We start from the raw sequence: 23,260 nt of genomic DNA on the forward strand, positions 1-23,260 counted from the left end.
TGCATAGATTTTATCAAGATGGCAACGGTCTAAATAACCAGAGATAACACGGTACCGTTACTGTGTTTCCATTCAGAATTGCAGGTAATCAATGTCCTCCGCTTTACCACTAATGCTCGTATTATCCAGCATCGTAATCACGGTCGGACTGATTGCGTGGTTGCCTGATGTGCTGTTGAAGCGCGCTTTGCAAAAGCCATTCCCTGGTCACTACTCCAAAATACTGCGTAAAAATATCCCGGTGTATTCCAGAATGCCGGCGGAGCTGCAATTGCAGTTAAAGCGATTGATCAAACAGTTTTTATATCAAAAGAAATTTATTGCTTGCGATGATTTGCAGATAACGGATGAGATCAAGGTCACGATCGCGGCCAGAGCTTGCATGTTGCTCCTTAATCGTCCAAGCACCGTTTACCCAGCCTTAAAAACCATCTTGGTTTATCCCAGTGCTTTTATGAAGCCGCATATTCAAACGAGTCTGGGTGGTGTAGTCACTCACGCCAACCAAACATTGTCGGGAGAATCCTGGAGTGATGGCAGGGTGATCCTGGCATGGGATCATGTGCAGCGCAGTGATGGTACGCAAATCGCAGGGCACAATGTGGTCTTGCATGAGTTTGCGCATCAGCTCGATAGCGAAACCGGCAGCACTAACGGCGCACCTGCCTTGATGAGTAAGGCGCGTTATCAACGTTGGTCTAGTATCTTGTCCCAAGAGTTTGATGTATTGCAGCGCGCAGCGGAGCTAGGTGAAGAAACGGTGATGGATCATTATGGCGCGACCAATCCGGCAGAATTTTTTGCCGTCGGGACAGAGACGTTTTTTGAGAAAACCTGGGAAATGGCGAGACATCATCCCGCGCTGTTTGAGCAATTCCGTGCGTATTATCAGGTTGATCCACGCGACTGGAATTAATGGCTTAATTGTATGCTGGGTGTTGTGATCCGTTCTAGCTTTTGATTCGATCAAAAGGGCATATTTTTATATACTCCCCTTAATTTTTAATTAAAAAGCCGAATTGTCCAGATAATATGTGGACGATTAAAATATACACTACCTGAGTATATTTATTTTAATGTAATGTCAAGTAGGAGTAATATCCGCTTTCAACTCGCAAAGCTAGCAAAATGAGATCAGATTTGAATCTTATTTCAGTGTTGTTCTGGCAGTCGCCAGATGTTTGCAGAGCATCTCAGTGCCATCTAAAATTCTCGGCCCCGCACGATTCATCCAGTCACCTTTTACGGTAAATAAATTACCCTTGCTGACGGCATTGAGCGTGGTGAATTGCCGCCAGTCGGCGAAGACATCTTGCTGCTCGCCGCCAGTGGTAATAATCGCATCCGGGTTGGCAGCCAGCACTGCTTCGGTATTGACTGTGGGACTGATTTCTTTTAAGCCGCCAAATATGTTTTTACCACCGCACAAACGGATTGCTGCCGACACCAGATGCTGATCATTTAAGGTCATCAAAGGTTTGCGCCAGATTTGATAAAACACGCTGACGATTCTTTGTTTTTCTGCTGCGTTTGCAGTGCTGACTTGTGAACTGGGCGACAAGCCGGACGGTAAGCCGGGCTGATAAGTTTGGCGCAATTTTTCTAAACGAATTCTGAAACGTTGGGCGGCTGCATTGCCGGTCGCTTGCTTGTTAGTCAGAACTGCCAGACGTTCTATTGAACTGGCAATATCTTCAAAACTGCGTGGCTCGCTCTCGAATATCGGGATATGGGTATCGCGCAATTTACTAGCTAGGGTTTTGCCGTTGCCAGTACCCCAGACCACGATCAGGTCGGGTTTGAGCGCAATGATGCGTTCTACATCTAATGCGAATACATTGCCAATCGAAGGGATTTTTTTCGCAGCTTCCGGAAAGTCGCTGTATTCGCTGACGCCGACAATTTGGCTACCGGCACCGGCCTCAAACAACAACTCAGTCGCATGCGGCGCGAGGCTGATAACGCGCTGTGCTGGCTTCGCCAGCGTGACCACATGTTGTGCATCATCAGTCACGCTGATGGCGGCGTGCCCCACGACACTGTGCAAGCTGATCGCTGCCAGTGCCATGAAAGCAGTTAGTTTTTTGATGAGACAAAAGTGCTCTCTGCTTTTTGCAAGCTGTGTCATCAGACTTCCAGATTGTCGATCAGGCGGGTGTTGCCAAGCTTGGCGGCGGCGACTACCACCAGCTCCGCCTTCTGCGCAATATCGCCAGCAGACGGTGGTTGCAGGTCGGAACGCTTGCGTACAGAAATATAATCTGGCTTCCAATGACGATTTGCTAGTTTCGCCATGGCTTTCTTTTCCAGCTCAAAAATATCCAGATGCCCTGAACGGATTTCTTGCGCAACCTCATTCAGTGTCTGGTATAAAACAGGCGCTTCTGCGCGTTCAGCCTCGGACAAATAACCGTTGCGTGATGACAGTGCGAGTCCATCATCAGCGCGCCAGGTATCGGCTGCGATAATTTCAGTTGGTAAGGCAAACTGCTTTGCCATATTCCGGATGATCATTAATTGTTGGTAATCTTTTTTACCAAACACCGCAACACGGGGCTGGACGCAAGAAAATAATTTCAGTACAACAGTACTAACGCCGGTAAAAAAGCCAGGGCGGAATTCGCCCTCTAAGATATTCCCCAGATCGTCGGGTGGACGCACCCGGTATTCTTGTGGTTCTGGATAGAGGTCTTTTTCTGTCGGGGCGAACAATACATACACACCTTCCTTCTCCAGCTTTTCTACGTCAGCCTGAAAAGTACGCGGATATTTATCAAAATCTTCGTTCGGGCCAAACTGTAATCGATTGACGAAAATCGATGCCACAATCGGATCGCCATGTTTTTTTGCCAGGCGCATCAGGGACAAATGACCTTCATGCAAATTGCCCATCGTCGGTACAAACGCAGTCCGTAATTGACCACGTAGTTGATCGCGCAATTCTTCGATAGAGGAAATAATTTTCATGAGGATAAGAGTGAGTGAATGTGACGACTATGATTTGATTCTTAGCAAGGGTTTGCTGGCTTAGCGATTAATTAGGTGAGTGCGTTGGCAAATAAGCGAGTCTCACATAAATCGGTGCAAAAGCTTCTGCCTGAGTGATTTCTATTAAAGTTTCTTTTGCGAGTTCAAGCAAGGCAACAAAATTAACCACCAGAACTGGTGCACCTTTACTAGGATCAAATAGATCTGAAAACTCGATAAATTTAGCGGACTGCAATTTGCGTAAAATACCTGTCATGTGCTCACGTACAGATAGTTCTTCACGGCTGATTTTGTGGTGGGCGACAAGTGTTGCTCGTTTTAGCACGTCGGCCCAGGCTGCTTGTAAATCTTGCACGTCGACCTGCGGCCAATGCAATACCGTATTTTGCTCAACAAAGACTTGCGCATGCAAAAAATCACGTCCTAGCTGGGGAACCGCGTTGAGGTCGTAGGCAGCTAGTTTCATTTGCTCGTATTCCAGTAGACGACGCACTAATTCTGCACGCGGATCGCCTGCTTCGCCATCATCCAGACTTTTGGTGCTGGGCAAGAGCATGCGTGATTTGATTTCAATCAACATCGCTGCCATCAATAAATATTCTGCGGCCAGCTCCAGATTATGTTTGCGGATTTGCTCAACATAGTCCAGATATTGCAACGTGACTTGCGCCATCGGAATATCGAGAATATTGAAATTTTGCTTGCGGATCAGGTAGAGCAGCAAATCCAGCGGACCTTCAAACGCTTCTAAAAAAATTTCCAGCGCATCTGGCGGGATGTAGAGATCGTTGGGTAGTTTGAACAGCGGCTCGCCATATAGTTTGGCGAACGCCAGTCCATCAACAACGTTGGGCGTGCTGTCGCTACTGCCAACCAGAGGCAAATCTGTCGCTGACAAAGTAGTGCTGATTGCAATCACAGCAGTCTTGGCTTAGGCTTTGTTTTGGTACACGTAAGCTTGTTGATCGATATTGGACTCAATCGTGTCTTTTTGCGTCGCAAGATCAATCGGTGCTTTATCCCATAATAAAGCACGACCATCACGCTGGCTTTGCTCTAATTGCGGATTAGCTTTTTTCAGACTTTGAATAAACTGAGTTGCTTCGGATTGGTAAAGCTGAAATTGTTTGGTGAACTTCATAATGATCGCGATCAACAGGTAAAAGAACAATCGAAGCCGCATTTTACCCTGTAATGCAGCAGTAATTAAGAGGGATTTTCTTATTTGCGGCCACATTGACTAATGCATTAGTGACGTAGTAATGAGCGACAGAGTTTTGTCCGGACAATCTATGTTTTGGCATTATCTGAGACTAAAAGAATACTTTTACTTAAATACCTAAAAAATTAGGCATTTTTGAATATAGAGAGGGAACGTGCTCACAGTGGGTCTGTTGCCACCAGTAAGCGAGAGAAACTGGCGATGCTGGCGACCGCTGCAAAAACGGCTCCCAGACCAAGCGCATAGCTAGTACCGCTTTTATTTGATAAGGTAAAGCAAAATGCCACCAGTGCTGCACCCGAGGCTTGCCCCATCAGACGGGAGGTAGCAACAATACCACTAGCGCCACCAGCTCGGGATAAGGGCGCAGCTCCCATAATCGCCTTCAGATTAGGCGCTTGAAAAAATCCAAAACCGATACCGCACATAGCCATACGCCAGCCAATATCAAACACTGAGGGGTTCAGGGGCATGAGCACAAGAGACAACATACCAGCTGATAATGCAGCAAGACCAATGCCACCGAGTACTCCTGGTGAATAATGATCACTCAATCGTCCTGCAATAGGCGCCATCACAGCAACCAGTGCCGCCCAAGGCGTCATCAAAAAGCCCGTTTCTACTGGTGAACGCCCTAATACCGTCTCAAAATAAAAAGGCAGTGATACAAAGGCAAGACTTTGAGTGGTGAAGGTACAAATTGCCGTTAATACTGACAGTAAAAACAATGGACGGCGAAACAGATCAACCGGAAGCATCGGTGCCTGATGTCCATGCTGGCGACGCAATAATAAGGCAAAAAAGAAAATGGTAGCTATCATTTCGATCACGAGTATTTTAAAACTTTGAAGGTGAGCAGCTTCCCCGAACAGCAAAATTAACATACCAAATGCAGCAATGTTAAACAAGGCTGTCAGACTATCTATTTTGTGAGTGGCTCGACGGGTCAGAGGCAGGACTTTACGTCCCAGGAAAAAAGCGAATATACCGAGAGGCACGTTGATCGCAAATAACCAAGGCCAACACCAGACGGCCAGTATCAGAGAGGCGATTGTCGGTCCAACCGCAAATGCAACTGCGACCACCAAAGAGTTCAATCCAAAACCACGCCCTTGCAGACGAGTAGGAAAAATTGCTCTTAACATCGCAGTATTGACACCCATAATCGCGCTAGCGCCAACACCTTGAAATAAGCGCGCAATGACTAAGGATGTTAAAGACCAAGAGCATGCGCAGCCCAAAGATGCCAGCGTGAACAATACCAGCCCCGCGATGGAAACACGGCGATAACCTATCACCTCTCCCAAGGCCGCAAATGGCAACAGCGTAGCAACCATCGCCAATTGATATACATTGATAATCCAGACAGAGGCGGCAGGTGATGTATGTAACTGATCCGCAATCGCTGGCAGCGCAGTATTGGCGATAGCCGTATCAAGGGAGGCCATTCCGACACCAATTGCGAGAGACAACATAGCCAAGTTACGTTCGCGTGTCGGCAATCCATCACGATTTGCCAAGGCCTGATCGTGTTCAATACTATTTTGCTTAAGCATTCTTGGCCCAGATTAGCACTATTAGATTGGGAGGCGAGCTTATGTTGATTGCACGCGCATTGATAAGTCATCGATTGTATCGCTTGCGTAATTGCCCTGCATGGCGGACGAACTTCTAACAGGCGGCGAACTTGGATTTTAGAAAAACGATAATTAAGACTTACGCAATATTGTCCCGACAAGGGGTAGCGACGAAGACAATACTTTAGTCTAAGTACCAACACCCTAGGCTGCAACGCTTTAGGGTAGTTTTGCGTAAGTCCTGTTATTGTTTTTTATCTGGGAAAGAGGCTGAATTACTTCTACAGCCAATGTGATTTGTATAAACCGTTTTGAATCCTCGTTGATTGATTCAAAAAGACAATTTAAAAACAATAAAGACCGCGTTGAGCGGCCTTTATTAAACACATTTTGTTACTTCAAGTTAAGTAATGATGATCTACTCAATCTCCAACTTGTTTAACTCTGGCGTCCCCAAGGGGATTCGAACCCCTGTACTCACCGTGAAAGGGTGATGTCCTAGGCCTCTAGACGATGGGGACAGTGATCTGTCCGTTACTGACCTTTTACTTCTGAACTGCACTGCTTTTTCTTTCTTTCAACTTGTTTTTGCAAGTTTCTTCAATCAAGCAAGACCAAGATTATATACTATTTTTTCTGATATCTGCAAGCAATTTTTTTCTACTTTTTTCACATCGCTTGCTTAGCTCATTACTGGTGGAGGTGAGCGGAATCGAACCGCTGACCTCTTGCATGCCATGCAAGCGCTCTACCAACTGAGCTACACCCCCAGAACAGAAACAAGATTATAGGGGCTGAGCCATTCTATGTAAAGCCCCGTTTTATTTCCCGCTTCTATTTACCTGTTTCAATTTCACTTACAGATAGAGTTCAGCCTTTGAAGCACGACGTCGCGACCGAATAGTTCAACCACAGCATCAATTGATGGTGTTTGTAGCTGGCCTGTTAATAACAAACGCAAAGGCATAGCAAGTTGCGGCATTTTTAACGAGTACTGCGCCAAGGTTTCTTTCATCATCGACGACAAAGCTGGTTTGCTCCACTCCACAGTCTTGCACGCAGCTGCATAGTGTGCCAAGGCTGGCAACACTCCTTCCGTAATGTGCTGCTTGCACAACTCTGCATCCGGGTTCGGCTGGCGATAGAACAACATCGCAGCTTGCGCCAACTCATTAGTGGTATTGGCTCGCTCTTTCATCAAAGCGACGACCGCAGACAACTCTGGCGCATTCTCAAATTGTGCGCCGTCATTTCGCATCTGCGCACGCACCAACTCAGCTAGGCGCGCATTATCAGCAGCTTTGATGTAATGATTATTAATCCAGGCGAGTTTTTCCGGATTGAACTGCGCTGGCGAACTAGAAAGATGATTTAAATCGAACCAGCTACACATCTGCTCCATAGAAAAAACTTCATCGTCACCATGACTCCAACCAAGACGCGCAAGGTAATTCAGCATCGCCTCGGGCAAATAACCTTTATCCAGATAGTCCATTACGCTGACCGCATCTCGACGCTTAGATAATTTTTGGCCATCCGTACCGAGGATCATCGGCACATGACCGTAATGCGGCAAACTAGCTCCCAGCGCGTTCAGAATATTGATCTGGCGTGGCGTGTTATTGACATGGTCATCACCGCGAATTACGTGAGTAATTTGCATATCCCAATCATCGACTGCAACACAAAAATTATATGTTGGCGTACCGTCTGGACGGGCAATTACTAAATCATCTAATTCACGATTACCGATCGTAATTTGACCTTTAACAACATCAAGCCAGCTCACTTCGCCATCTAAAGGATTTTTGAAACGTATGACAGGCTTGCGGTCTGCTGGTATTGCTGGCAAATTTTTCCCTGGCTCTGGACGCCAGGTGCCGTCGTAGCGCGGTTTATCGCCGTTGGCGCGTTGCAGCTCACGCATAGCCTCGACTTCCTCGGGTGAGGAATAGCAAGAATAGGCAGTGCCATCCGCTAGCATTTTGGCTAACACTTCACTGTATCTGCCCATCCTTTTCATCTGATAAAAAGGACCTTCGTCATGTTGCAGGCCTAGCCAATTCATTCCATCTAAAATAGCTTGCACCGCTTCTGGCGTAGAGCGCTCAAGATCCGTATCTTCGATACGCAATACAAAAGTACCGCCAAAATGGCGTGCAAATGCCCAGCTAAATAAGGCTGTGCGGGCGCCGCCCACATGTAAATAGCCAGTGGGACTAGGTGCGAAACGGGTACGAACGGGCTTGCTCAGATCGACAGATGCAGAAGTGCTCATTAGATGGTGCGTTTGTCGGGCATAATAAAATGCGCTACAAAACGATAGAAGTTAAAACCAATATTTTACCGCCTTCGCAGCAGGGCCATCGGGTAAAAATAGAAATCTAACATGCAAATCCCAAATCGCATACCAACGCCTCCTCTGGCCACACGTGATGGCGTATCACCAAGCTATCTATGGTTACCAGAGGGACGGTGGGATAATTTATTAGATTTTTTATTGACACAATTTCCGGATGTAAGCGAACAGCAGTGGCATGCGCGTATCGCGAAACATGAGGTTGTTGATGCTCGAGGCACGATTCTGGCGGCAAATAGCGCAGTCAAACGTGGTATGTGTATTTTTTATTACCGCGAAATTGATGATGAGGTGACTATCCCTTATCAAGAACAGATCCTTTACCAAGACGAGAATTTGCTGGTAGTAGATAAACCACATTTTTTGCCCGTGATACCAGGCGGTCGTTTTTTGCATGAAACTCTGTTAGTTCGGTTAAAGAAGAGTAGCGGCAACAATCAACTGACACCTATTCACAGGCTGGACAGAGAAACCGCTGGCGTGATTTTATTTTCACAAAAAACAGAAACGCGGGGCGCCTATCAATCTTTATTTCAGCAGCGCAAAGTTAATAAAATCTATCACGCCTTAGCACCACATTTATCCCAGCAAGAGTTTCCGCTGACTTATCGCAGCAAAATGATTGACGCCGAAAAATTCTTTGTAATGGAAGAAACTCCTGGCGAACCTAACGCTGAAACTCATATAACAGTTATAGAGCGCCGCGGTGAAAATGATTTATATGAATTGCATCCCAGCACGGGGAAAAGACACCAATTGCGAGTGCATTTAGCAAGCCTCGGCGCGCCGATTATCAATGATACTTTCTACCCAATCGCCCTCCCATGTAACGGTGATGACTTTTCTGCCCCGCTACAATTACTGGCAAAATCGATCAGTTTTACCGATCCGCTTAGCGGTGGCTACAGACAATTTACAAGCACAAAAACTCTGTAAGTTGACTGCGCATATGATTAGCAATATATGCGGACTTAAGCCCGCTATGTCGATTGCAAACCACCTGCAATGGCGAAGTCAGCAATGACAAAGGCCTTGACAGCGTAATCGTGACGAGATACTATCTTGGTCTTCGGAGTGTGGCGCAGTCCGGTAGCGCACCTGGTTTGGGACCAGGGGGTCCAAGGTTCGAATCCTTGTACTCCGACCAAATATTAAAAGACCGTTAGGTTTAATTATCTTTCGGTCTTTTTCAATTTATAAGATTAAAGTTTAAAAATTTAGCGTTTGTCCAAGTAGCGAATTTAGCATTTGAACACGCAAAGCAAGTTTCGGAGTGTGGCGCAGTCCGGTAGCGCACCTGGTTTGGGACCAGGGGGTCCAAGGTTCGAATCCTTGTACTCCGACCAGTTTAAAAGGATCATCAAGTTTGCTTGATGATCCTTTTTTTATATCTGAAGCGTAAAAATCAAGATTAAAGTAAGCGTCACTAAGGCGTCAGTACGCTTTAAAACCGCGCTAAAATTCGCAAACTTTCTCCGACCTGACTAATCTCATGGAACCGGACCTGCCTAGCATCTGCCACCAGCTTTAGCTCAGGAAGATCAAATAAACCAGCCCCATGTCCCAATAATTTGGGCGCCAAATAAATCAATAATTCATCCACACAATCTTGAGCAATCAAGGCACCATTTAACTTAGCGCCCGCCTCGACATGAAGCTCATTAATTTGCCTGCGTCCTAATTCTAATAGCAAGGCGTTTAAATCGACTTGTTGGTGATCATCCGGCAAACATACGACTTCAGCACCTTGCGCAATCAAGGCTTGCTGACGATTTTGCTGATGACCTTGCTTAAGTTCAGGCGCTTCTGCACAAACGATTACGAACTTACCGTCTTGCAGTAACTTAGCATTGGCAGGAATACGTAATTGGGAATCGACCACAACTTTTAAAGGTTGCCGCGGTGTTTCTATCGCACGGACATTCATTTGCGGATCATCCGCCAGCACAGTGCCGATACCAGTCAAAATCGCATCGGCACGCGCACGCCAACGATGACCGTCATCACGCGCATCTGATGCAGTGATCCATTTACTCTCGCCGTTTGCCAGCGCAGTTCTGCCGTCCAGGCTTGCGGCTACTTTCAGTCGCACCCAAGGCTTACCGGTTTCCATACGCTTAAAAAAACCAATATTCATTTCGCGCGCGCGCTCACCCAGCAGACCAGATTCAACGGTGATCCCGGCATCGCGTAACATCGTCATGCCTTTGCCTGCGACTTGTGGGTTGGGGTCTTGGACTGCAGCTACCAACCGAAAAATACCCGCATCAATCAAGGCGTTGGCGCATGGCGGCGTGCGCCCAAAATGACTGCATGGCTCCAATGTCACGTAAGCGGTAGCACCTTTCGTGTCATGTCCCGTCGCGATCGCATCACGTAAAGCCTGCACTTCCGCATGCGCTTGTCCGACTGGCTGAGTATAGCCACGCCCAATCACCATGCCATCTTTAACAATAACGCAGCCCACTTTAGGATTAGGCGATGTGGCAATCGTCGCTTGCGCCGCAAGTTCCAGCGCCATTTGCATGAAGCGGATATCTTGTGGCTCACCTGCTTGATCATTCAAATAGGATTCAGTCATGCGGACTCAGCGGTGTAGAGTTTTAGGTATTTTGGATAGAAATCGTCGGGAATTTGCTCGTCATATCTTTAGCTTTTTCAGCGACTTTAATTGCCACTTTGCGCGCAATTTCTTTGTAGATCAGGGCAATTTTTCCTTCAGGATCAGCAACCACGGTCGGCTTCCCAGAATCAGCTTGCTCACGGATCGCCATCGTCAGCGGCAAGCCACCAAGAAAATCAACGCCATATTCAGCACACATTTTGGCACCACCACCTTCACCAAAAATCGACTCCGCATGACCACAGTTTGAGCAAATATGGGTGCTCATGTTTTCCACAATTCCCAGAATTGGAATGCCGACTTTCTCAAACATTTTCAGGCCTTTGCGGGCATCTAATAAAGCGATGTCTTGTGGCGTGGTGACAATAACAGCACCGGTGACCGGGACTTTTTGAGAAAGCGTCAACTGAATATCGCCAGTACCAGGCGGCATATCAATAATCAAATAATCCAGATCACGCCAATTAGTTTGGGACAATAACTGCGTCAAGGCCTGTGTCACCATAGGCCCACGCCAAACCATAGGCTCATCTGGATTGATCATGAAACCAATACTGGAAACTTGCAAACCATAGTTCTCCATAGGCTCCATAGTTTTCCCATCAGCGCTCGATGGCTGACCAGAAATCCCCATCATCATCGGCTGCGAAGGACCATAGATATCCGCATCTAAGATACCGACAGCAGCGCCTTCGGCAGCCAGTGCCAGTGCCAGATTCGCCGCAGTCGTTGATTTACCGACACCACCTTTGCCCGAGGCAACCGCAATAATATTCTTCACATTAGGCATCAATTTAATACCACGCTGTACCGCATGGGCAACGATTTTGCTGTACACATTAACACTCACTTTACCAACACCGGCCAGATTGCTGACAGCCGTTTGTACGCTAAGCCGTATCAGCTCAATCTGGCTTTTTGCCGGATAACCCAACTCCACATCCAAGCTCACATCGTTGCCATCGAGTTTGATATTTTTAGCCGACTTTGAAGTGATCAGATCTTTATTTGTATTAGGATCAATGACCAAAGTCAGCGCTGTTTTAACATCTTCCACTGTAATGCTCATGCAATTCTCCGTAAATTTTTTGCCAGTCTAGCGTAAAACTCCCGTATGACTGATAAAACCCTTAAAAGACTAGACCTTTTTCGCTGTTAGAATAACAGTCTTCATTGTTTTTAGTTGAAACCACCCCCCTTAATTTTCCATTCGCAAAGTATCACTACCATGACACGCAAGCTGTTCGTTACTACCGCCCTGCCCTACGCTAATGCACCGTTCCACCTAGGCCACATCATGGAATATATCCAGGCTGATATTTGGGTACGTCATCAGCGAATGTCGGGTAACGAAGTGCATTTCGTCGGTGCCGACGATGCGCATGGTGCGCCGATCATGATTGCCGCGGAAAAAGCGGGCATCACGCCGCAAGAATTTGTAGCGAATATCGCGGCCGGGCGTAAGCAATATCTGGATGGTTTCCATATTACTTTTGATAACTGGCACTCTACCGATGGCCCGGAAAATCACGCGCTGTCGCAAGACATTTATCGCAAACTAAAAGCAGCAGGCTTCATCACCAGCAAAACGATAGAGCAGTTTTTTGATCCTGTTAAAAATATGTTTTTGCCAGACCGCTACATTAAAGGCGAATGCCCGAAATGCGGCGCGAAGGATCAATATGGTGATTCTTGCGAAGTTTGTAGCGCGGTGTACTCACCGACGGAAGTAAAAAATCCGTACTCAGTACTGACCGGCGCTACGCCCGTGATGAAATCGTCTGAACATTTTTTCTTTAAATTATCAGATGAAAAATGCGTAGAGTTCTTACGCGGCTGGGCACTCAAAGATAATCGCCTGCAGTCCGAAGTCGCCAACAAATGCAAAGAATGGCTAGAAGGTGAAGGTGGTTTGGGTGACTGGGACATCAGCCGCGACGCGCCCTACTTTGGCATTGAAATCCCTGATCAACCGGGTAAATATTTTTATGTCTGGCTGGATGCGCCTGTTGGCTATCTGGCATCCTTAAAAAACTATTTTGGCAAAATCGGTCGTGATTACGATGCCTTTATGGCTGATCCGACGACGGAGCAGATCCATTTTATCGGCAAAGATATTACTTATTTCCACACCTTGTTCTGGCCTGCCATGCTGAAATTTTCTGGCTACAAAACACCAGATAATGTGTATGCGCATGGCTTTGTCACGGTCTCTGGCGAAAAAATGTCAAAGTCGCGCGGCACTGGTATTTCTCCACTGCGTTATCTTGATATCGGTATGAATCCTGAGTGGCTACGCTATTACTTCGCAGCCAAATTGAATTCTAAAGTTGAAGATCTGGATATGAATCCTGAAGACTTCGTCGCTCGTGTGAACGCTGATCTGATTGGTAAATACGTCAATATCGCCAGCCGTGCGGCAGGTTTTATCACCAAGCGGTTTGACGGTGCAATCGTGACCGACTGGGCGACGGCGGACGATGCATTTATCAGTAACCTACGTAAAGTGTCGCCGGATATTCAGGCTTACTATGAAGCGCGTGATTACGGTAAAGCCTTGCGCGCCATCATGGATCAAGCTGACATCATCAACGCTTATGTCGATGCGAATAAGCCTTGGGAACTCGCTAAAAAGCCAGAGAACGATGCCAAATTGCAGGAAGTTTGTAGTCGCTTGTTAGAAGCCTTCCGCATTCTGACCATCTTCTTGAAGCCAGTGTTACCGCAGCTCGCTGCACAGGTCGAGGCACAATTGCAAATAGCTCCTTTGCAATGGGCGGATGTTACAACACCGCTACCACATCTGCATAAAGTGCTGCCGTACACGCATCTGATGCAACGTGTGGATATTAAAATTTTCGATCAATTGTTCGACGCACCTACTGAAGTTGTCGCTGCTGTATCAACACCAGCAGTAGCTTCAGCAGCAAACTCAGCAGCGCCAACCGCACCAGTAGAATCGCCCGCTACCAGCGAGATCGAAGCGTTAGCGCCGGAAATTAAGATTGATGATTTTTCAAAAATTGATTTGCGCATCGCCAAAATCGTCAACTGCGAGCACGTCGACGGCTCAGACAAATTACTGCGCCTGACTCTGGATGTTGGCGAAGGTCGCCTGCGTAACGTGTTTTCCGGTATTAAATCTGCCTACCAGCCAGAACAACTGATCGGTAAGTTCACCGTGATGGTTGCTAATCTGGCGCCACGCAAGATGAAGTTTGGTATTTCTGAAGGCATGGTATTGGCTGCGTCTGCCGAGGATGAAAAAGCTAATCCAGGTTTGTATATTCTGGAGGCCTGGCCTGGTGCGCAACCGGGTATGCGGGTACGCTAATCCGCGACGGGTTGGCGAATCTAGTTTGCAAATCAAGTTTGTCAAAAAATACGCTGAGTGACTAAAGCAGATAGGAATAAGCAATAGCTCACTCAGCGATTTAAATCTCTCATATCAATAAAATACTCCCCATAGGTATATTTTAATCGTCCAAACAAAACCTGGACAATCGACGTATTTTGCAAATTTTTATGGGGAGTATATGAAATCTGATCAATGTCTCTCTCAATTATGTAAATGATTGTTCCGGCAATCGAATAGGTTAAAAGAATAGGTTGAAAGATCTGGCACGTGCGGAATAAGAGAAAGCAGTGCTATCTATAAAATACGTCATTCCTGCACGCTCTTGGCAGGAATCCAGCGGCGTTAGTTACTTAAGCAAAGACACTGGACTCCTGCCTTCGCAGGAGCAACGAGGTACCAGACCAATGAGGCAAATTGAATTGCCATTTTCAATTGCCAGGTTAACAAGTAAATAGTTACGCCCACATCAGCTCCAGTCAGCACTGCCCCACATCAAAAATTAACTCAAGACATCAAACTGGCGCGGTATTCGCACATTCGTTTAACAAAAAATCCTGTAGAGATTTCTCAATAGATTGCCCATGAGATATACTCCATTTACCTTTTTGTAGTACTTGATTGAACCGATCAACTCACCACGGTCAGATATCCATGAATAGCCCACTTAGCCCCGCCGCAGTTACCTCCCCTATCCCTGCACGTCTGGTCCAATTGCGCGCAGCAATGAAAACTGCGGGTTTAGATGCCTACATTATTCCCTCGGCTGATCCGCATTTGTCTGAATATTTGCCACAGCGCTGGCAAGGCCGCGAGCAATATTCTGGCTTCACCGGGTCGGTCGGCACTCTAATCGTGACGGCAGATTTTGCCGGATTGTGGGTTGACAGCCGTTATTGGAGTCAGGTAGAGCAAGAACTAGCCCCTACTGGCATACAGATGATGAAAATCAATTCTGCTGCTGCCACACTGCATCTTGATTGGCTCGCCAGCACCATGCAAGCAGGACAAACCGTTGGCGTAGACGGCGCCGTGCTTGGGCTAGCGATGGCTCGCATGCTTGAGCAGGCGCTGCAAGTTAGAGGCAGTAAATTGGACACTAGCAAAGACTTATTACAAACTATCTGGTCCGGTCGCCCTGATCTGCCGCAAGCCGCTATCTATGAACATCTGGCACCATTTGCGGTGGTCAGTCGTCAAGACAAACTAGCCCTTGTGCGTGAGCAAATGCGTATCAAAGCGGCGGACTGGCATTTTGTTTCTACCGTAGATGATCTGGCTTGGATCTTCAATCTGCGCGGTGCCGATGTCAGCTATAACCCGGTATTTGTCGGGCACGCACTGATCAGTCAAGACAGTGCTGCCTTGTTTGTCTCTCATGGCAAAGTACCTGCTGCTCTGGTAGAAGTATTAGCAAAAGACGGTGTGTTTATCGCCGACTACGCGCAAGCTGCCAGCGCCTTGGCTGCGTTGCCAGCAAATAGCAGTTTGCTGATAGACCCGCGCCGCATCACCTACTCTTTCCGCCAGGCGGTACCAGCTTCGGTCAAAGTAATTGAGGCAATCAACCCATCGGTATTTGCAAAATCCCGTAAGACTCCACAAGAAGCGCAATTTGTACGTGAAGCGATGGAGCAAGATGGCGCCGCATTATGTGAATTTTTTAGCTGGCTGGAAGCATCGCTGGGCAAAGAAGTCATCACAGAACTGACCATTGACGAAAAAATTACTGCGGCCCGCGCACGTCAGCCTAACTTCGTCTCTGCCAGCTTTGGTACGATCGCTGGCTTTAACGGCAATGGCGCGATGCCCCACTACCGCGCTCTCCCAGAATCGCATGCGGTCATCGAAGGCAATGGCTTGCTGCTGATCGATTCCGGTGGCCAATACCTCAACGGCACCACCGACATCACCCGCGTGATGCCAATTGGCGTGGTATCAGCCGAACAAAAACGCGACTTCACCTTGGTTTTAAAAGGCATGATCAATTTGTCACGTGCGCAGTTCCCGCGTAGCACGCTGTCACCGATGTTAGATGCTCTGGCACGAGCACCGATCTGGGCCGAGGGCATTAACTACGGTCACGGTACCGGCCACGGCGTAGGCTACTTTCTAAATGTACATGAAGGTCCGCAATCTATCTCGGGCGCTATTCCAGAGGCACATAACGCAATGGAAGCAGGCATGATTACTTCCAACGAGCCGGGCATTTATCGTCCAGGCAAATGGGGAGTGCGGATAGAAAATCTGATGCTCAATATCGTCGGTCATCAAGGCGAGTTTGGCGACTATCTCAAGTTTGAGACTCTGACACTCTGCCCAATCGACACCCGCTGCATCGATATGACAATAATCCGTGAGGACGAATTGGCATGGCTCAATGATTACCACGCGACCGTCTTAGAACGCTTGTCACAACGCGTCAGCGGTGCAGCAAAAGCATGGCTAGAGGAGAGAACAAAAGCAGTCAGTAAATAGTCAGGAGAGGGAGTTTATGGGACGTTTGTTCATTTTTTACAAATCGTTCGATAACCGCCCAACGCCTTGCTGAATGGATCAAAATATGGATAATCGTTTGTGATTAGTAAGCCGTAGTCCATTGCGCTTCACAGTCAATAAAAAATAAAATGCTTAAGCATCCTAGCAATACATCCATCAGGAGACACTCATGCAATTCAAAAAATATCTGACACTTACCCTAAGTGCATTGTGTCTGGCTGCCAGCAGTTTGGCAGCACAGGCAGAAGAAACCATTAAAGTAGGCGTCGTAGCTGCATTTTCTGGTCCGTTTGCAGATTATGGCAAACAGATTGAGGGTGGTATTAAGGCCTATATGCATCAATATGGTGACAAGGTTGCTGGTAAAAAAATTGAAATTATCATTAAGGACACGACCGGTCCTGCACCAGACGTAGCCAAGCGTTTAGCACAAGAATTGGTAGTAAGAGATAAAGTCGATTTTCTGGCAGGCTTTGGTTTGACACCGGAAGCATTAGCAGTCGCGCCGATTGCTGAGCAGGCAAAAAAGCCGATGATCATCATGAATGCGGCAACCTCAATCATCACGACAAAGTCAAATTACATCGCACGATTCTCGATGACCTTGCCGCAAGTGTCTGGTCCGATGGCGACTTGGGCAATAAAAAACAATATTAAAAAAGTAGTGACACTGGTAGCCGATTATGGTCCAGGTATTGATGCCGAAACTGCGTTTAAAACCAATTTTGTCGGTGGCGGTGGCAGCATCACAGAATCCATCCGCGTTCCTTTACGTAACCCGGAATTTGCTCCCTACATCCAAAGAATTAAAGACGCAAAACCGGAAGCTGTTTTTATCTTCGTACCAGCTGGTGAACAAGGCGTGGCATTCATGAAAGGTTATCGGGAGCGTGGCTTGGCAGAAGCAGGCATCAAAGTCATTGCCACTGGCGATCTGACTGACGACCATGTTTTGCCTGCAATGGGTGACGCCACTCTGGGCGTGATCACAACATTCCACTATTCTGCTGCACATAACTCACCAGAAAATAAAGCCTTCCTGAAAAATTTTGCAGAAGCGAATCCAGGTGCAGGTCGGGCTAATTTTATGGCAGTAGCTGCGTATGACGGGATGGCGGCAATTTATGAAGTGTCTAAAAAGCTCAACGGCAAAATCGATGGTGACAAAGCCATGGCAATTTTAAAAGGGCTGAAAATGATGAGCCCGCGTGGCCCCATCATGATCGATCCGACAACCCGGGACATCATACAAACAGTCTATGTGCGCAAAGTAGAGAAGGTCGGCGGCGAATTATTTAATGTCGAGTTTGATAAGTTCTTGGACATGAAAGATACGGGTAAATAAACATTACCGAAATAAAAAAGCCTGGCGAGTAAATTGCCAAGCTTTTTTATTTGATTCAGGACTTATACAAAAACGACAAGCTACTTACTGCCATTCAGATGGAGCCCGATGTCTGAATCTGGAACATCAAGACCCCTTAACACAAATACACAGAGGAACAAAAAATAGAGAGAAAATCACGAGAACAGCGAAAACCTGCCGTTCTCTTGCTTTGTTGTTTCTCTGCGCCTCTATGGTAAGATTTTTTAGTTTTTGCGTGAGTCCTACATAAATAAGGCATTACTAAATAGGACTTACGCAAAATTGTCCCAGCAAGGCGCAGCGACGAAGACAGTACTTTAGTGCGGCGAGGCGTTGCAACGCAGCTGGGGCGGTTTCGCGTGAGTCCTAACTAAATTACTAAATCACTAAGCCTTTAGGCCACCGCAACCAGACGAGTCAGTGTAGCGGCATCTGCCATCAAACTCGCACTATCCGATTGATGCACGATACGTCCACGCTCCAACACCATCGCATTTTGCGTCATTGATAAAGCCAGTTTGGCGTGTTGCTCTACCACGATGACTGCCATGCCTTCTTCGCTGATCAGCTTGCGGATCACTTGTGCCAGATCTTGCACGATGATCGGCGCTAGCCCCTCCATCGGTTCATCCAGCAATAACAATCTGGGATTCGTCATCAGCGCACGGGCAATGGCCACCATTTGCTGCTCGCCACCGGAGAGTTGATTGCCCATATTGCCGCGACGCTCTTCTAGTCGCGGAAAGATATCGTAAATCTTTTTAATATTCCACGGCCCCGGACGAGCCACAACGCTTAAATGCTCCTCAACCGTCAACGATGGAAACATATATCGCTCTTGTGGCACCCACCCCAAACCTGCGTTAGCACGCTTATGCGTTGCCATAGGATTGATGTCATTGCCACGCCAATGTATGCGGCCACCGTGTTGTTGTGTGATACCCATCAGGCTGACGAGCAAGGTGGTTTTACCCGCACCATTACGCCCTAGCAGCGCCAGACTATCACCTTGTTTTAGGCTGAAAGAAATATCTTCCAGCACCACGGACTCGCCATAGCCGGCGGTGAGTTTATCTACTGTGAGTAAGTCAGTCATGCGCTTCTCCCAGATAGACTTCTTTCACCCTTGGGTCTGAGGCGATCTCGGCTGGAGTGCCTTCAACCAATACCTTGCCGCCAACCAGGACGGTAATCCGTTCTGCAAATTGAAATACCAGGCCCATATCGTGCTCAATAAAAAGTATCGTCACCTCGCGCGGTAGACCGGCGATTACCTCAAATAACTCGGCACTTTCTGCGGAAGGAATCCCTGCTGCCGGCTCGTCGAGCAACAAGACTTTCGGCTGGGTAGCGAGTGCTAAGGCAATCTCGACCAAACGCTGCTTTCCATAGGGTAGACTCGCTGTCAATCGCTGCGCCTCTTGCTCTAGTTTGAGCGAACCGAGCAACGCCATCGCCTCCTCTATCGCCGAGCTTTGTTGCGCAACGGTTTTATACCAAACCCGACTATTCCCCTGACGTTCGCAAATCACCAGCACGACGGATTCCAGCACGGTCAATCCGGCAAACAAGGTGTTGATCTGAAAAGTCCGGGTCATCCCGCGCTTAACACGCTGATGTTGCGGCAAGTGGGTGATATCTTGATCGTCTAAAAATACTTGGCCAGTAGTCGGTGCAATGCTACCTGTGAGTAAATTGATGAAGGTGGTTTTACCAGCGCCATTCGGGCCAATTAAAGCATGCCTGCCACCTTTAGCGAATGAGAGTGAAATATCCGTATTTGCTTTAAACGTACCCCATACCTTGGATAGACCTTGAGTACGTAATGCAATCTGTTGACCTTCATGTGCAAGTTCAGTACTGCTGCGATCAATCATCAAATGAGCGGCGTTCATAAGCTCTGTCCTTTTGATTTGGCTTGATCCCATTTTGATATCAGATAATCTCGCATTTTATCGAGCCCGCCGAGCAATCCGCCACGCGCAAACAGAACAATAAATATCAGCAATAATCCTATCCAGAATTGCCAATAAGCGGGATTTTGTGCAGAGATAAAATCTTGTGCCAGCATGTACACTGCCGCACCGATCAGGCCGCCATACAAGCGTCCGGTTCCACCCAATACCAGCAAAATTAAAATTTCCGCCGAGCGCGGAAACCCAAGACTATCCAGTCCGACAAACTGCGTCGTCTGCGCCAGCAAGGCGCCAGCAACACCGGCGACAGCTGCGCTGATGGTGAAAATAGTGATCAATTGACGTTGCACATTGGCACCGATCGCTGGCATACGCTTGCCACCTTCCCGGATACCGCGCAAGCTCAGACCAAACGGAGAATTCACCAGCCGACGTAAGATCACAAATAAAATAAATAGGACAATCAGGCTGTACCAATATGCCGTTTTCCCATACAAATCAAACTCAAAGCCAAGTACTTTACCCACCATCATGCCGGATAATCCATCCACGCCGCCAGTGATAAATGCCATTTTGTTAGCCGCCTCAAACAGCATCAGACCAATACCCAGCGTCACCATTAAGCGCGTTAAATCCTGACCGCGCACAACCAAAAAGCTCACACAAAATCCCACTATAGCTGCCACCAAAGCGGCAATCAACAAACCACTCAAAGGCTCGCCCCAACCATGTACCGATAACAGTCCGGCAGTGTATGCACCCAGACCAAAAAAGGCAGCATGTCCGAGCGAAACAATACCCGCATACCCCAACATCAGATCGAGTGAGACGGCAAACAGACCAACAATCAAAATCTGACTACCCAACACCAAGTAATTTGGAAAAAGAAAAAATGCGGCAACGGGCAAAATCCAAAAAACGATTTCCAATTTAGTCCAACGTCCTGAGGGCAAACTGGCTGCGCCATGGGTTTGATCTAGTGATGTAGTCATGATTTTTTCCCCATCAAACCGGACGGATACAAAATCAGCAGCACCACCATCAAACCGTAAATCACAAACGCGCCAACCGAAGGCACATAGTATTTTCCAGCCACATCGAAGATGCCGAGTATCAATGCAGCAATCAAAGTACCTTTGATGCTACCGGCACCACCAACCGCGACTACAAGTAAAAAATACACCATGTATTTGATTGGAAAAGTCGGATCGAGTCCTAGCAAATCGATCCCTAAACCACCACCTAAACCCGCTAAGCCAGAGCCCAGTGCAAAGGTCAGCGAAAATACCCGACTGACATGAATCCCCAAACCCGCCGACGCCAGACTGTTATCTACCGAGGCGCGGATTTGTGCACCGAAGCGAGTACGCTCTATCAAATATGCCAAGGCTGACGTAACCACAATCACAACCGCAATCAAAAATACACGGTAGGCGCCAACATCCAATCCCAGCAGATTGATTTGCCCGCGCAGCCACTCCGGCAACAGCACAGGTTGCTGCGTCGGCCCCCAGATATAGGTTGCACCAGCCACTGCCACAAACGTCAGACCGATAGAAAACAAGACCTGATCCAAATGGCTGGATTTATATAGACGACGGTACAAAACCCGCTCCAGCACTAATCCGGCGAGAGCACTGAGAAAAAAAGCGATCGGTAGCGATAATAAAAAAGGCAGTCCCAGACGGTTCATCACGACCACGCAGACATAGCCGCCCAGCATCGCAAACGCCCCATGTGCGAGATTGATAAAGTTCATCAATCCCATCGTCACAGACAAACCAACGCTGATTAAAAATAGCAAAGCGCCGTAAGCGATGCCGTCAAATAAAACACCCGCAAGATTACCTAGCATGGGCACCGCCCTGATCCGATGCGCAAATGGGAATGCGTCATTTTGTCTCCTTGAATCGTTTTAAATTATTTTTAACTTGTGCGTCTCAGCGGACGAATTTTGATTTTGATACAAGCGTGCACTACAACATCCCGCGTCCGCATGCAAGAAAACGAGAGAAACAAGCAGAAAATATACTATCCGTCAGTATTTTTTAAAGACCAATGAATGTATGGACAATTAGTACTATTTTGACTTATACCCCCCTATTTTTAAATAAAGGGGTGCAAATCAAACCCGTTCAATAATGATCGCGATACCCTGCCCCACACCAATACACATCGTGCAAAGTGCATAGCGACCACCGGTACGATGGAGTTGGTACATGGCAGTAGTGACCAGACGAGCACCGCTCATGCCTAGTGGATGTCCAAGCGCAATTGCACCGCCATTGGGATTGACGCGCGGGTCGTCGTCTTGCAAACCCAGTTGCCGCATCACAGCCAGACCTTGTGCTGCAAAAGCTTCGTTGAGCTCAATCACATCCATCTGTGCCAGGGTCAATCCGGTTTGTGCCAGCAGTTTTTCTACTGCGGGAAAAGGCCCTATGCCCATCACACGCGGAGCTACCCCAGCCGTTGCCATACCGACGATGCGGGCTTTGGGAGTGAGTCCGTGACGTTTTGCCGCTTCTGCCGATGCCAGCAGCAAAGCACATGCACCATCATTGACGCCTGAAGCATTGCCTGCGGTGACTGTGCCATCGGCACGCACGACGCCCTTGAGTTTGCTGAGCGACTCTATGCTGGTGACACGCGGATGTTCGTCCTTGCTAATGATGATGGATTCGCCTTTTTTCTGGGCGATTGTCACTGGCGTAATTTCTTCTGCCAACACGCCATTGGCTTGTGCTGCAGCTGCTTTTGCCTGGCTGGCTAAGGCAAATAAATCCTGATCGGCACGGCTAATGTTGTAATCGGTCGCAACGTTTTCTGCAGTCTCTGGCATAGCATCAACGCCGTATTGCGCTTTCATTTGCGGATTGATAAAGCGCCAGCCTATCGTGGTATCAAAGATGGTCGCGCCACGTCCGAAAGCGCTATCCGACTTGCCCATGACAAACGGTGCACGGGTCATCGATTCCACACCACCCGCGATCACCAGATCAAGTTCGCCCGACTTAATGCCACGCGCCGCAGTGCCCACCGCGTCCATCCCAGAACCGCATAAGCGGTTGATGGTGGCGCCTGGCACCGTCAGCGGCAAACCCGCTAATAATGCAGACATGCGTGCGATGTTGCGGTTATCTTCCCCAGCCTGATTGGCGCAACCAAAGATCACTTCCTGCACAGCAGACCAATCGACTTGCGACTGACGCTGCATCAACGCTCGCAGCGGAATAGCGCCCAGATCATCGGCACGAACATCTTTTAAATCACCGGCGTAACGACCGATCGGTGTACGGATTGCATCGCAAATGTAAGCAGTCATATTGTTCGTCTCTTTGTCTTTTTAAATTTT

At 47.8% G+C, this 23,260-nt stretch carries 18 protein-coding genes and 4 tRNA genes; 7 read left to right on the top strand and 15 right to left on the bottom strand.

From position 1 onward, the window contains the following. Positions 1–91: 91 nt before the first annotated feature. On the top strand, positions 92–916 hold the full coding sequence (locus QN395_RS01830; RefSeq protein WP_322118129.1) for a M90 family metallopeptidase: 825 nt from the start codon (positions 92–94) through the stop codon (positions 914–916). A gap of 231 nt (positions 917–1,147) precedes the next feature. Here the strand turns inward: QN395_RS01830 and QN395_RS01835 are convergent, their stop codons facing one another. The 8 genes from QN395_RS01835 to gltX all read right to left on the bottom strand — a co-directional run bounded on the left by QN395_RS01835 (position 1,148) and on the right by gltX (position 8,065). Further along, positions 1,148–2,128, bottom strand: coding sequence for a cobalamin-binding protein (locus QN395_RS01835; protein ID WP_322118128.1), 981 nt, complete (start codon positions 2,126–2,128; stop codon positions 1,148–1,150). After that, the gene (panC, locus tag QN395_RS01840; protein ID WP_322118127.1) at positions 2,128–2,967 is read right to left on the bottom strand and encodes a pantoate--beta-alanine ligase; all 840 of its coding nucleotides are present in this window, start codon (positions 2,965–2,967) and stop codon (positions 2,128–2,130) included. Before panC ends, QN395_RS01835 begins: the two co-directional genes overlap by 1 nt. A gap of 67 nt (positions 2,968–3,034) precedes the next feature. After that, positions 3,035–3,898 carry a ScpA family protein gene (locus tag QN395_RS01845; RefSeq protein WP_322121537.1) on the bottom strand — a complete coding sequence of 288 codons (864 nt, stop codon included), beginning with the start codon at positions 3,896–3,898 and terminating at the stop codon, positions 3,035–3,037. A 21-nt stretch (positions 3,899–3,919) separates the two neighbouring features. Beyond that, positions 3,920–4,129 carry a DUF3460 family protein gene (locus QN395_RS01850; RefSeq protein WP_322118126.1) on the bottom strand — a complete coding sequence of 70 codons (210 nt, stop codon included), beginning with the start codon at positions 4,127–4,129 and terminating at the stop codon, positions 3,920–3,922. A gap of 239 nt (positions 4,130–4,368) precedes the next feature. Next, a complete protein-coding gene (locus tag QN395_RS01855; protein ID WP_416200095.1) occupies positions 4,369–5,766 on the bottom strand; it encodes an MFS transporter in 1,398 nt (465 codons plus the stop codon). A gap of 466 nt (positions 5,767–6,232) precedes the next feature. Beyond that, positions 6,233–6,308, bottom strand: a tRNA-Glu gene (locus tag QN395_RS01860). A gap of 173 nt (positions 6,309–6,481) precedes the next feature. Continuing rightward, positions 6,482–6,557: transfer RNA gene (locus QN395_RS01865), tRNA-Ala, on the bottom strand. 83 nt (positions 6,558–6,640) lie between these two features. Next, positions 6,641–8,065: a glutamate--tRNA ligase gene (gltX, locus tag QN395_RS01870; RefSeq protein WP_322118125.1), complete on the bottom strand. Its 1,425-nt coding sequence runs from the start codon at positions 8,063–8,065 to the stop codon at positions 6,641–6,643. A 111-nt stretch (positions 8,066–8,176) separates the two neighbouring features. On the opposite strand from gltX, the gene QN395_RS01875 reads away from it, so the two are divergent. The 3 genes from QN395_RS01875 (at position 8,177) to QN395_RS01885 (ending at position 9,492) form a co-directional block, all read left to right on the top strand. After that, on the top strand, positions 8,177–9,082 hold the full coding sequence (locus QN395_RS01875) for a pseudouridine synthase (protein ID WP_322118124.1): 906 nt from the start codon (positions 8,177–8,179) through the stop codon (positions 9,080–9,082). Positions 9,083–9,216: 134 nt separating this feature from the next. Then, positions 9,217–9,293: transfer RNA gene (locus QN395_RS01880), tRNA-Pro, on the top strand. Between the two features lie 122 nt (positions 9,294–9,415). Next, positions 9,416–9,492 (top strand) — tRNA-Pro (locus QN395_RS01885). Between the two features lie 98 nt (positions 9,493–9,590). Here the strand turns inward: QN395_RS01885 and ribD are convergent. Both ribD and apbC read right to left on the bottom strand, forming a co-directional pair. Continuing rightward, complete coding sequence (gene ribD, locus QN395_RS01890; protein ID WP_323491956.1) at positions 9,591–10,727, bottom strand: bifunctional diaminohydroxyphosphoribosylaminopyrimidine deaminase/5-amino-6-(5-phosphoribosylamino)uracil reductase RibD; 1,137 nt, start codon at positions 10,725–10,727, stop codon at positions 9,591–9,593. A 22-nt stretch (positions 10,728–10,749) separates the two neighbouring features. After that, a complete protein-coding gene (gene apbC, locus QN395_RS01895) occupies positions 10,750–11,838 on the bottom strand; it encodes an iron-sulfur cluster carrier protein ApbC (protein WP_322118123.1) in 1,089 nt (362 codons plus the stop codon). Between the two features lie 159 nt (positions 11,839–11,997). Between apbC and metG the strand changes: the two genes are divergently transcribed. From metG to QN395_RS01910, 3 genes are all read left to right on the top strand, one after another. Further along, positions 11,998–14,103, top strand: a complete 2,106-nt coding sequence (gene metG / locus QN395_RS01900) for a methionine--tRNA ligase (RefSeq protein WP_322118122.1) — start codon at positions 11,998–12,000, stop codon at positions 14,101–14,103. A gap of 675 nt (positions 14,104–14,778) precedes the next feature. Further along, positions 14,779–16,602, top strand: coding sequence for an aminopeptidase P family protein (locus tag QN395_RS01905; RefSeq protein WP_323491957.1), 1,824 nt, complete (start codon positions 14,779–14,781; stop codon positions 16,600–16,602). A gap of 190 nt (positions 16,603–16,792) precedes the next feature. Continuing rightward, positions 16,793–17,968, top strand: a complete 1,176-nt coding sequence (locus tag QN395_RS01910; protein ID WP_322118120.1) for an ABC transporter substrate-binding protein — start codon at positions 16,793–16,795, stop codon at positions 17,966–17,968. 415 nt (positions 17,969–18,383) lie between these two features. Here QN395_RS01910 and QN395_RS01915 read toward each other — a convergent pair whose 3' ends face one another. The 5 genes from QN395_RS01915 to pcaF all read right to left on the bottom strand — a co-directional run bounded on the left by QN395_RS01915 (position 18,384) and on the right by pcaF (position 23,230). Then, entirely contained in the window at positions 18,384–19,085 is a 702-nt protein-coding gene (locus QN395_RS01915) for an ABC transporter ATP-binding protein (RefSeq protein ID WP_322118119.1), read from the bottom strand. Next, positions 19,078–19,866 carry an ABC transporter ATP-binding protein gene (locus tag QN395_RS01920; protein WP_322121534.1) on the bottom strand — a complete coding sequence of 263 codons (789 nt, stop codon included), beginning with the start codon at positions 19,864–19,866 and terminating at the stop codon, positions 19,078–19,080. The genes QN395_RS01915 and QN395_RS01920 overlap by 8 nt, the downstream gene beginning before the upstream one ends. 14 nt (positions 19,867–19,880) lie before the next feature. Then, on the bottom strand, positions 19,881–20,897 hold the full coding sequence (locus QN395_RS01925) for a branched-chain amino acid ABC transporter permease (protein ID WP_322118118.1): 1,017 nt from the start codon (positions 20,895–20,897) through the stop codon (positions 19,881–19,883). Continuing rightward, entirely contained in the window at positions 20,894–21,760 is an 867-nt protein-coding gene (locus QN395_RS01930) for a branched-chain amino acid ABC transporter permease (RefSeq protein ID WP_323491958.1), read from the bottom strand. The genes QN395_RS01925 and QN395_RS01930 overlap by 4 nt, the downstream gene beginning before the upstream one ends. A 270-nt stretch (positions 21,761–22,030) precedes the next feature. Next, on the bottom strand, positions 22,031–23,230 hold the full coding sequence (gene pcaF / locus QN395_RS01935; protein ID WP_322118116.1) for a 3-oxoadipyl-CoA thiolase: 1,200 nt from the start codon (positions 23,228–23,230) through the stop codon (positions 22,031–22,033). Between the last annotated feature and the right edge of the window lie 30 nt (positions 23,231–23,260).

Source organism: Undibacterium sp. RTI2.2, assembly GCF_035018705.1.
Taxonomy (GTDB): domain Bacteria; phylum Pseudomonadota; class Gammaproteobacteria; order Burkholderiales; family Burkholderiaceae_D; genus Undibacterium.

Coding starts and splice junctions, on each gene's coding strand:
- QN395_RS01830 (WP_322118129.1), top strand. CDS start 92: ATGTCCTCCGCTTTACCACTAATGCTCGTATTATCCAGCATCGTAATC.
- QN395_RS01835 (WP_322118128.1), bottom strand. CDS start 2,128: ATGACACAGCTTGCAAAAAGCAGAGAGCACTTTTGTCTCATCAAAAAA.
- panC (WP_322118127.1), bottom strand. CDS start 2,967: ATGAAAATTATTTCCTCTATCGAAGAATTGCGCGATCAACTACGTGGT.
- QN395_RS01850 (WP_322118126.1), bottom strand. CDS start 4,129: ATGAAGTTCACCAAACAATTTCAGCTTTACCAATCCGAAGCAACTCAG.
- QN395_RS01855 (WP_416200095.1), bottom strand. CDS start 5,766: ATGCTTAAGCAAAATAGTATTGAACACGATCAGGCCTTGGCAAATCGT.
- gltX (WP_322118125.1), bottom strand. CDS start 8,065: ATGAGCACTTCTGCATCTGTCGATCTGAGCAAGCCCGTTCGTACCCGT.
- QN395_RS01875 (WP_322118124.1), top strand. CDS start 8,177: ATGCAAATCCCAAATCGCATACCAACGCCTCCTCTGGCCACACGTGAT.
- ribD (WP_323491956.1), bottom strand. CDS start 10,727: ATGACTGAATCCTATTTGAATGATCAAGCAGGTGAGCCACAAGATATC.
- apbC (WP_322118123.1), bottom strand. CDS start 11,838: ATGAGCATTACAGTGGAAGATGTTAAAACAGCGCTGACTTTGGTCATT.
- metG (WP_322118122.1), top strand. CDS start 11,998: ATGACACGCAAGCTGTTCGTTACTACCGCCCTGCCCTACGCTAATGCA.
- QN395_RS01905 (WP_323491957.1), top strand. CDS start 14,779: ATGAATAGCCCACTTAGCCCCGCCGCAGTTACCTCCCCTATCCCTGCA.
- QN395_RS01910 (WP_322118120.1), top strand. CDS start 16,793: ATGCAATTCAAAAAATATCTGACACTTACCCTAAGTGCATTGTGTCTG.
- QN395_RS01915 (WP_322118119.1), bottom strand. CDS start 19,085: ATGACTGACTTACTCACAGTAGATAAACTCACCGCCGGCTATGGCGAG.
- QN395_RS01920 (WP_322121534.1), bottom strand. CDS start 19,866: ATGATTGATCGCAGCAGTACTGAACTTGCACATGAAGGTCAACAGATT.
- QN395_RS01925 (WP_322118118.1), bottom strand. CDS start 20,897: ATGACTACATCACTAGATCAAACCCATGGCGCAGCCAGTTTGCCCTCA.
- QN395_RS01930 (WP_323491958.1), bottom strand. CDS start 21,760: ATGCTAGGTAATCTTGCGGGTGTTTTATTTGACGGCATCGCTTACGGC.
- pcaF (WP_322118116.1), bottom strand. CDS start 23,230: ATGACTGCTTACATTTGCGATGCAATCCGTACACCGATCGGTCGTTAC.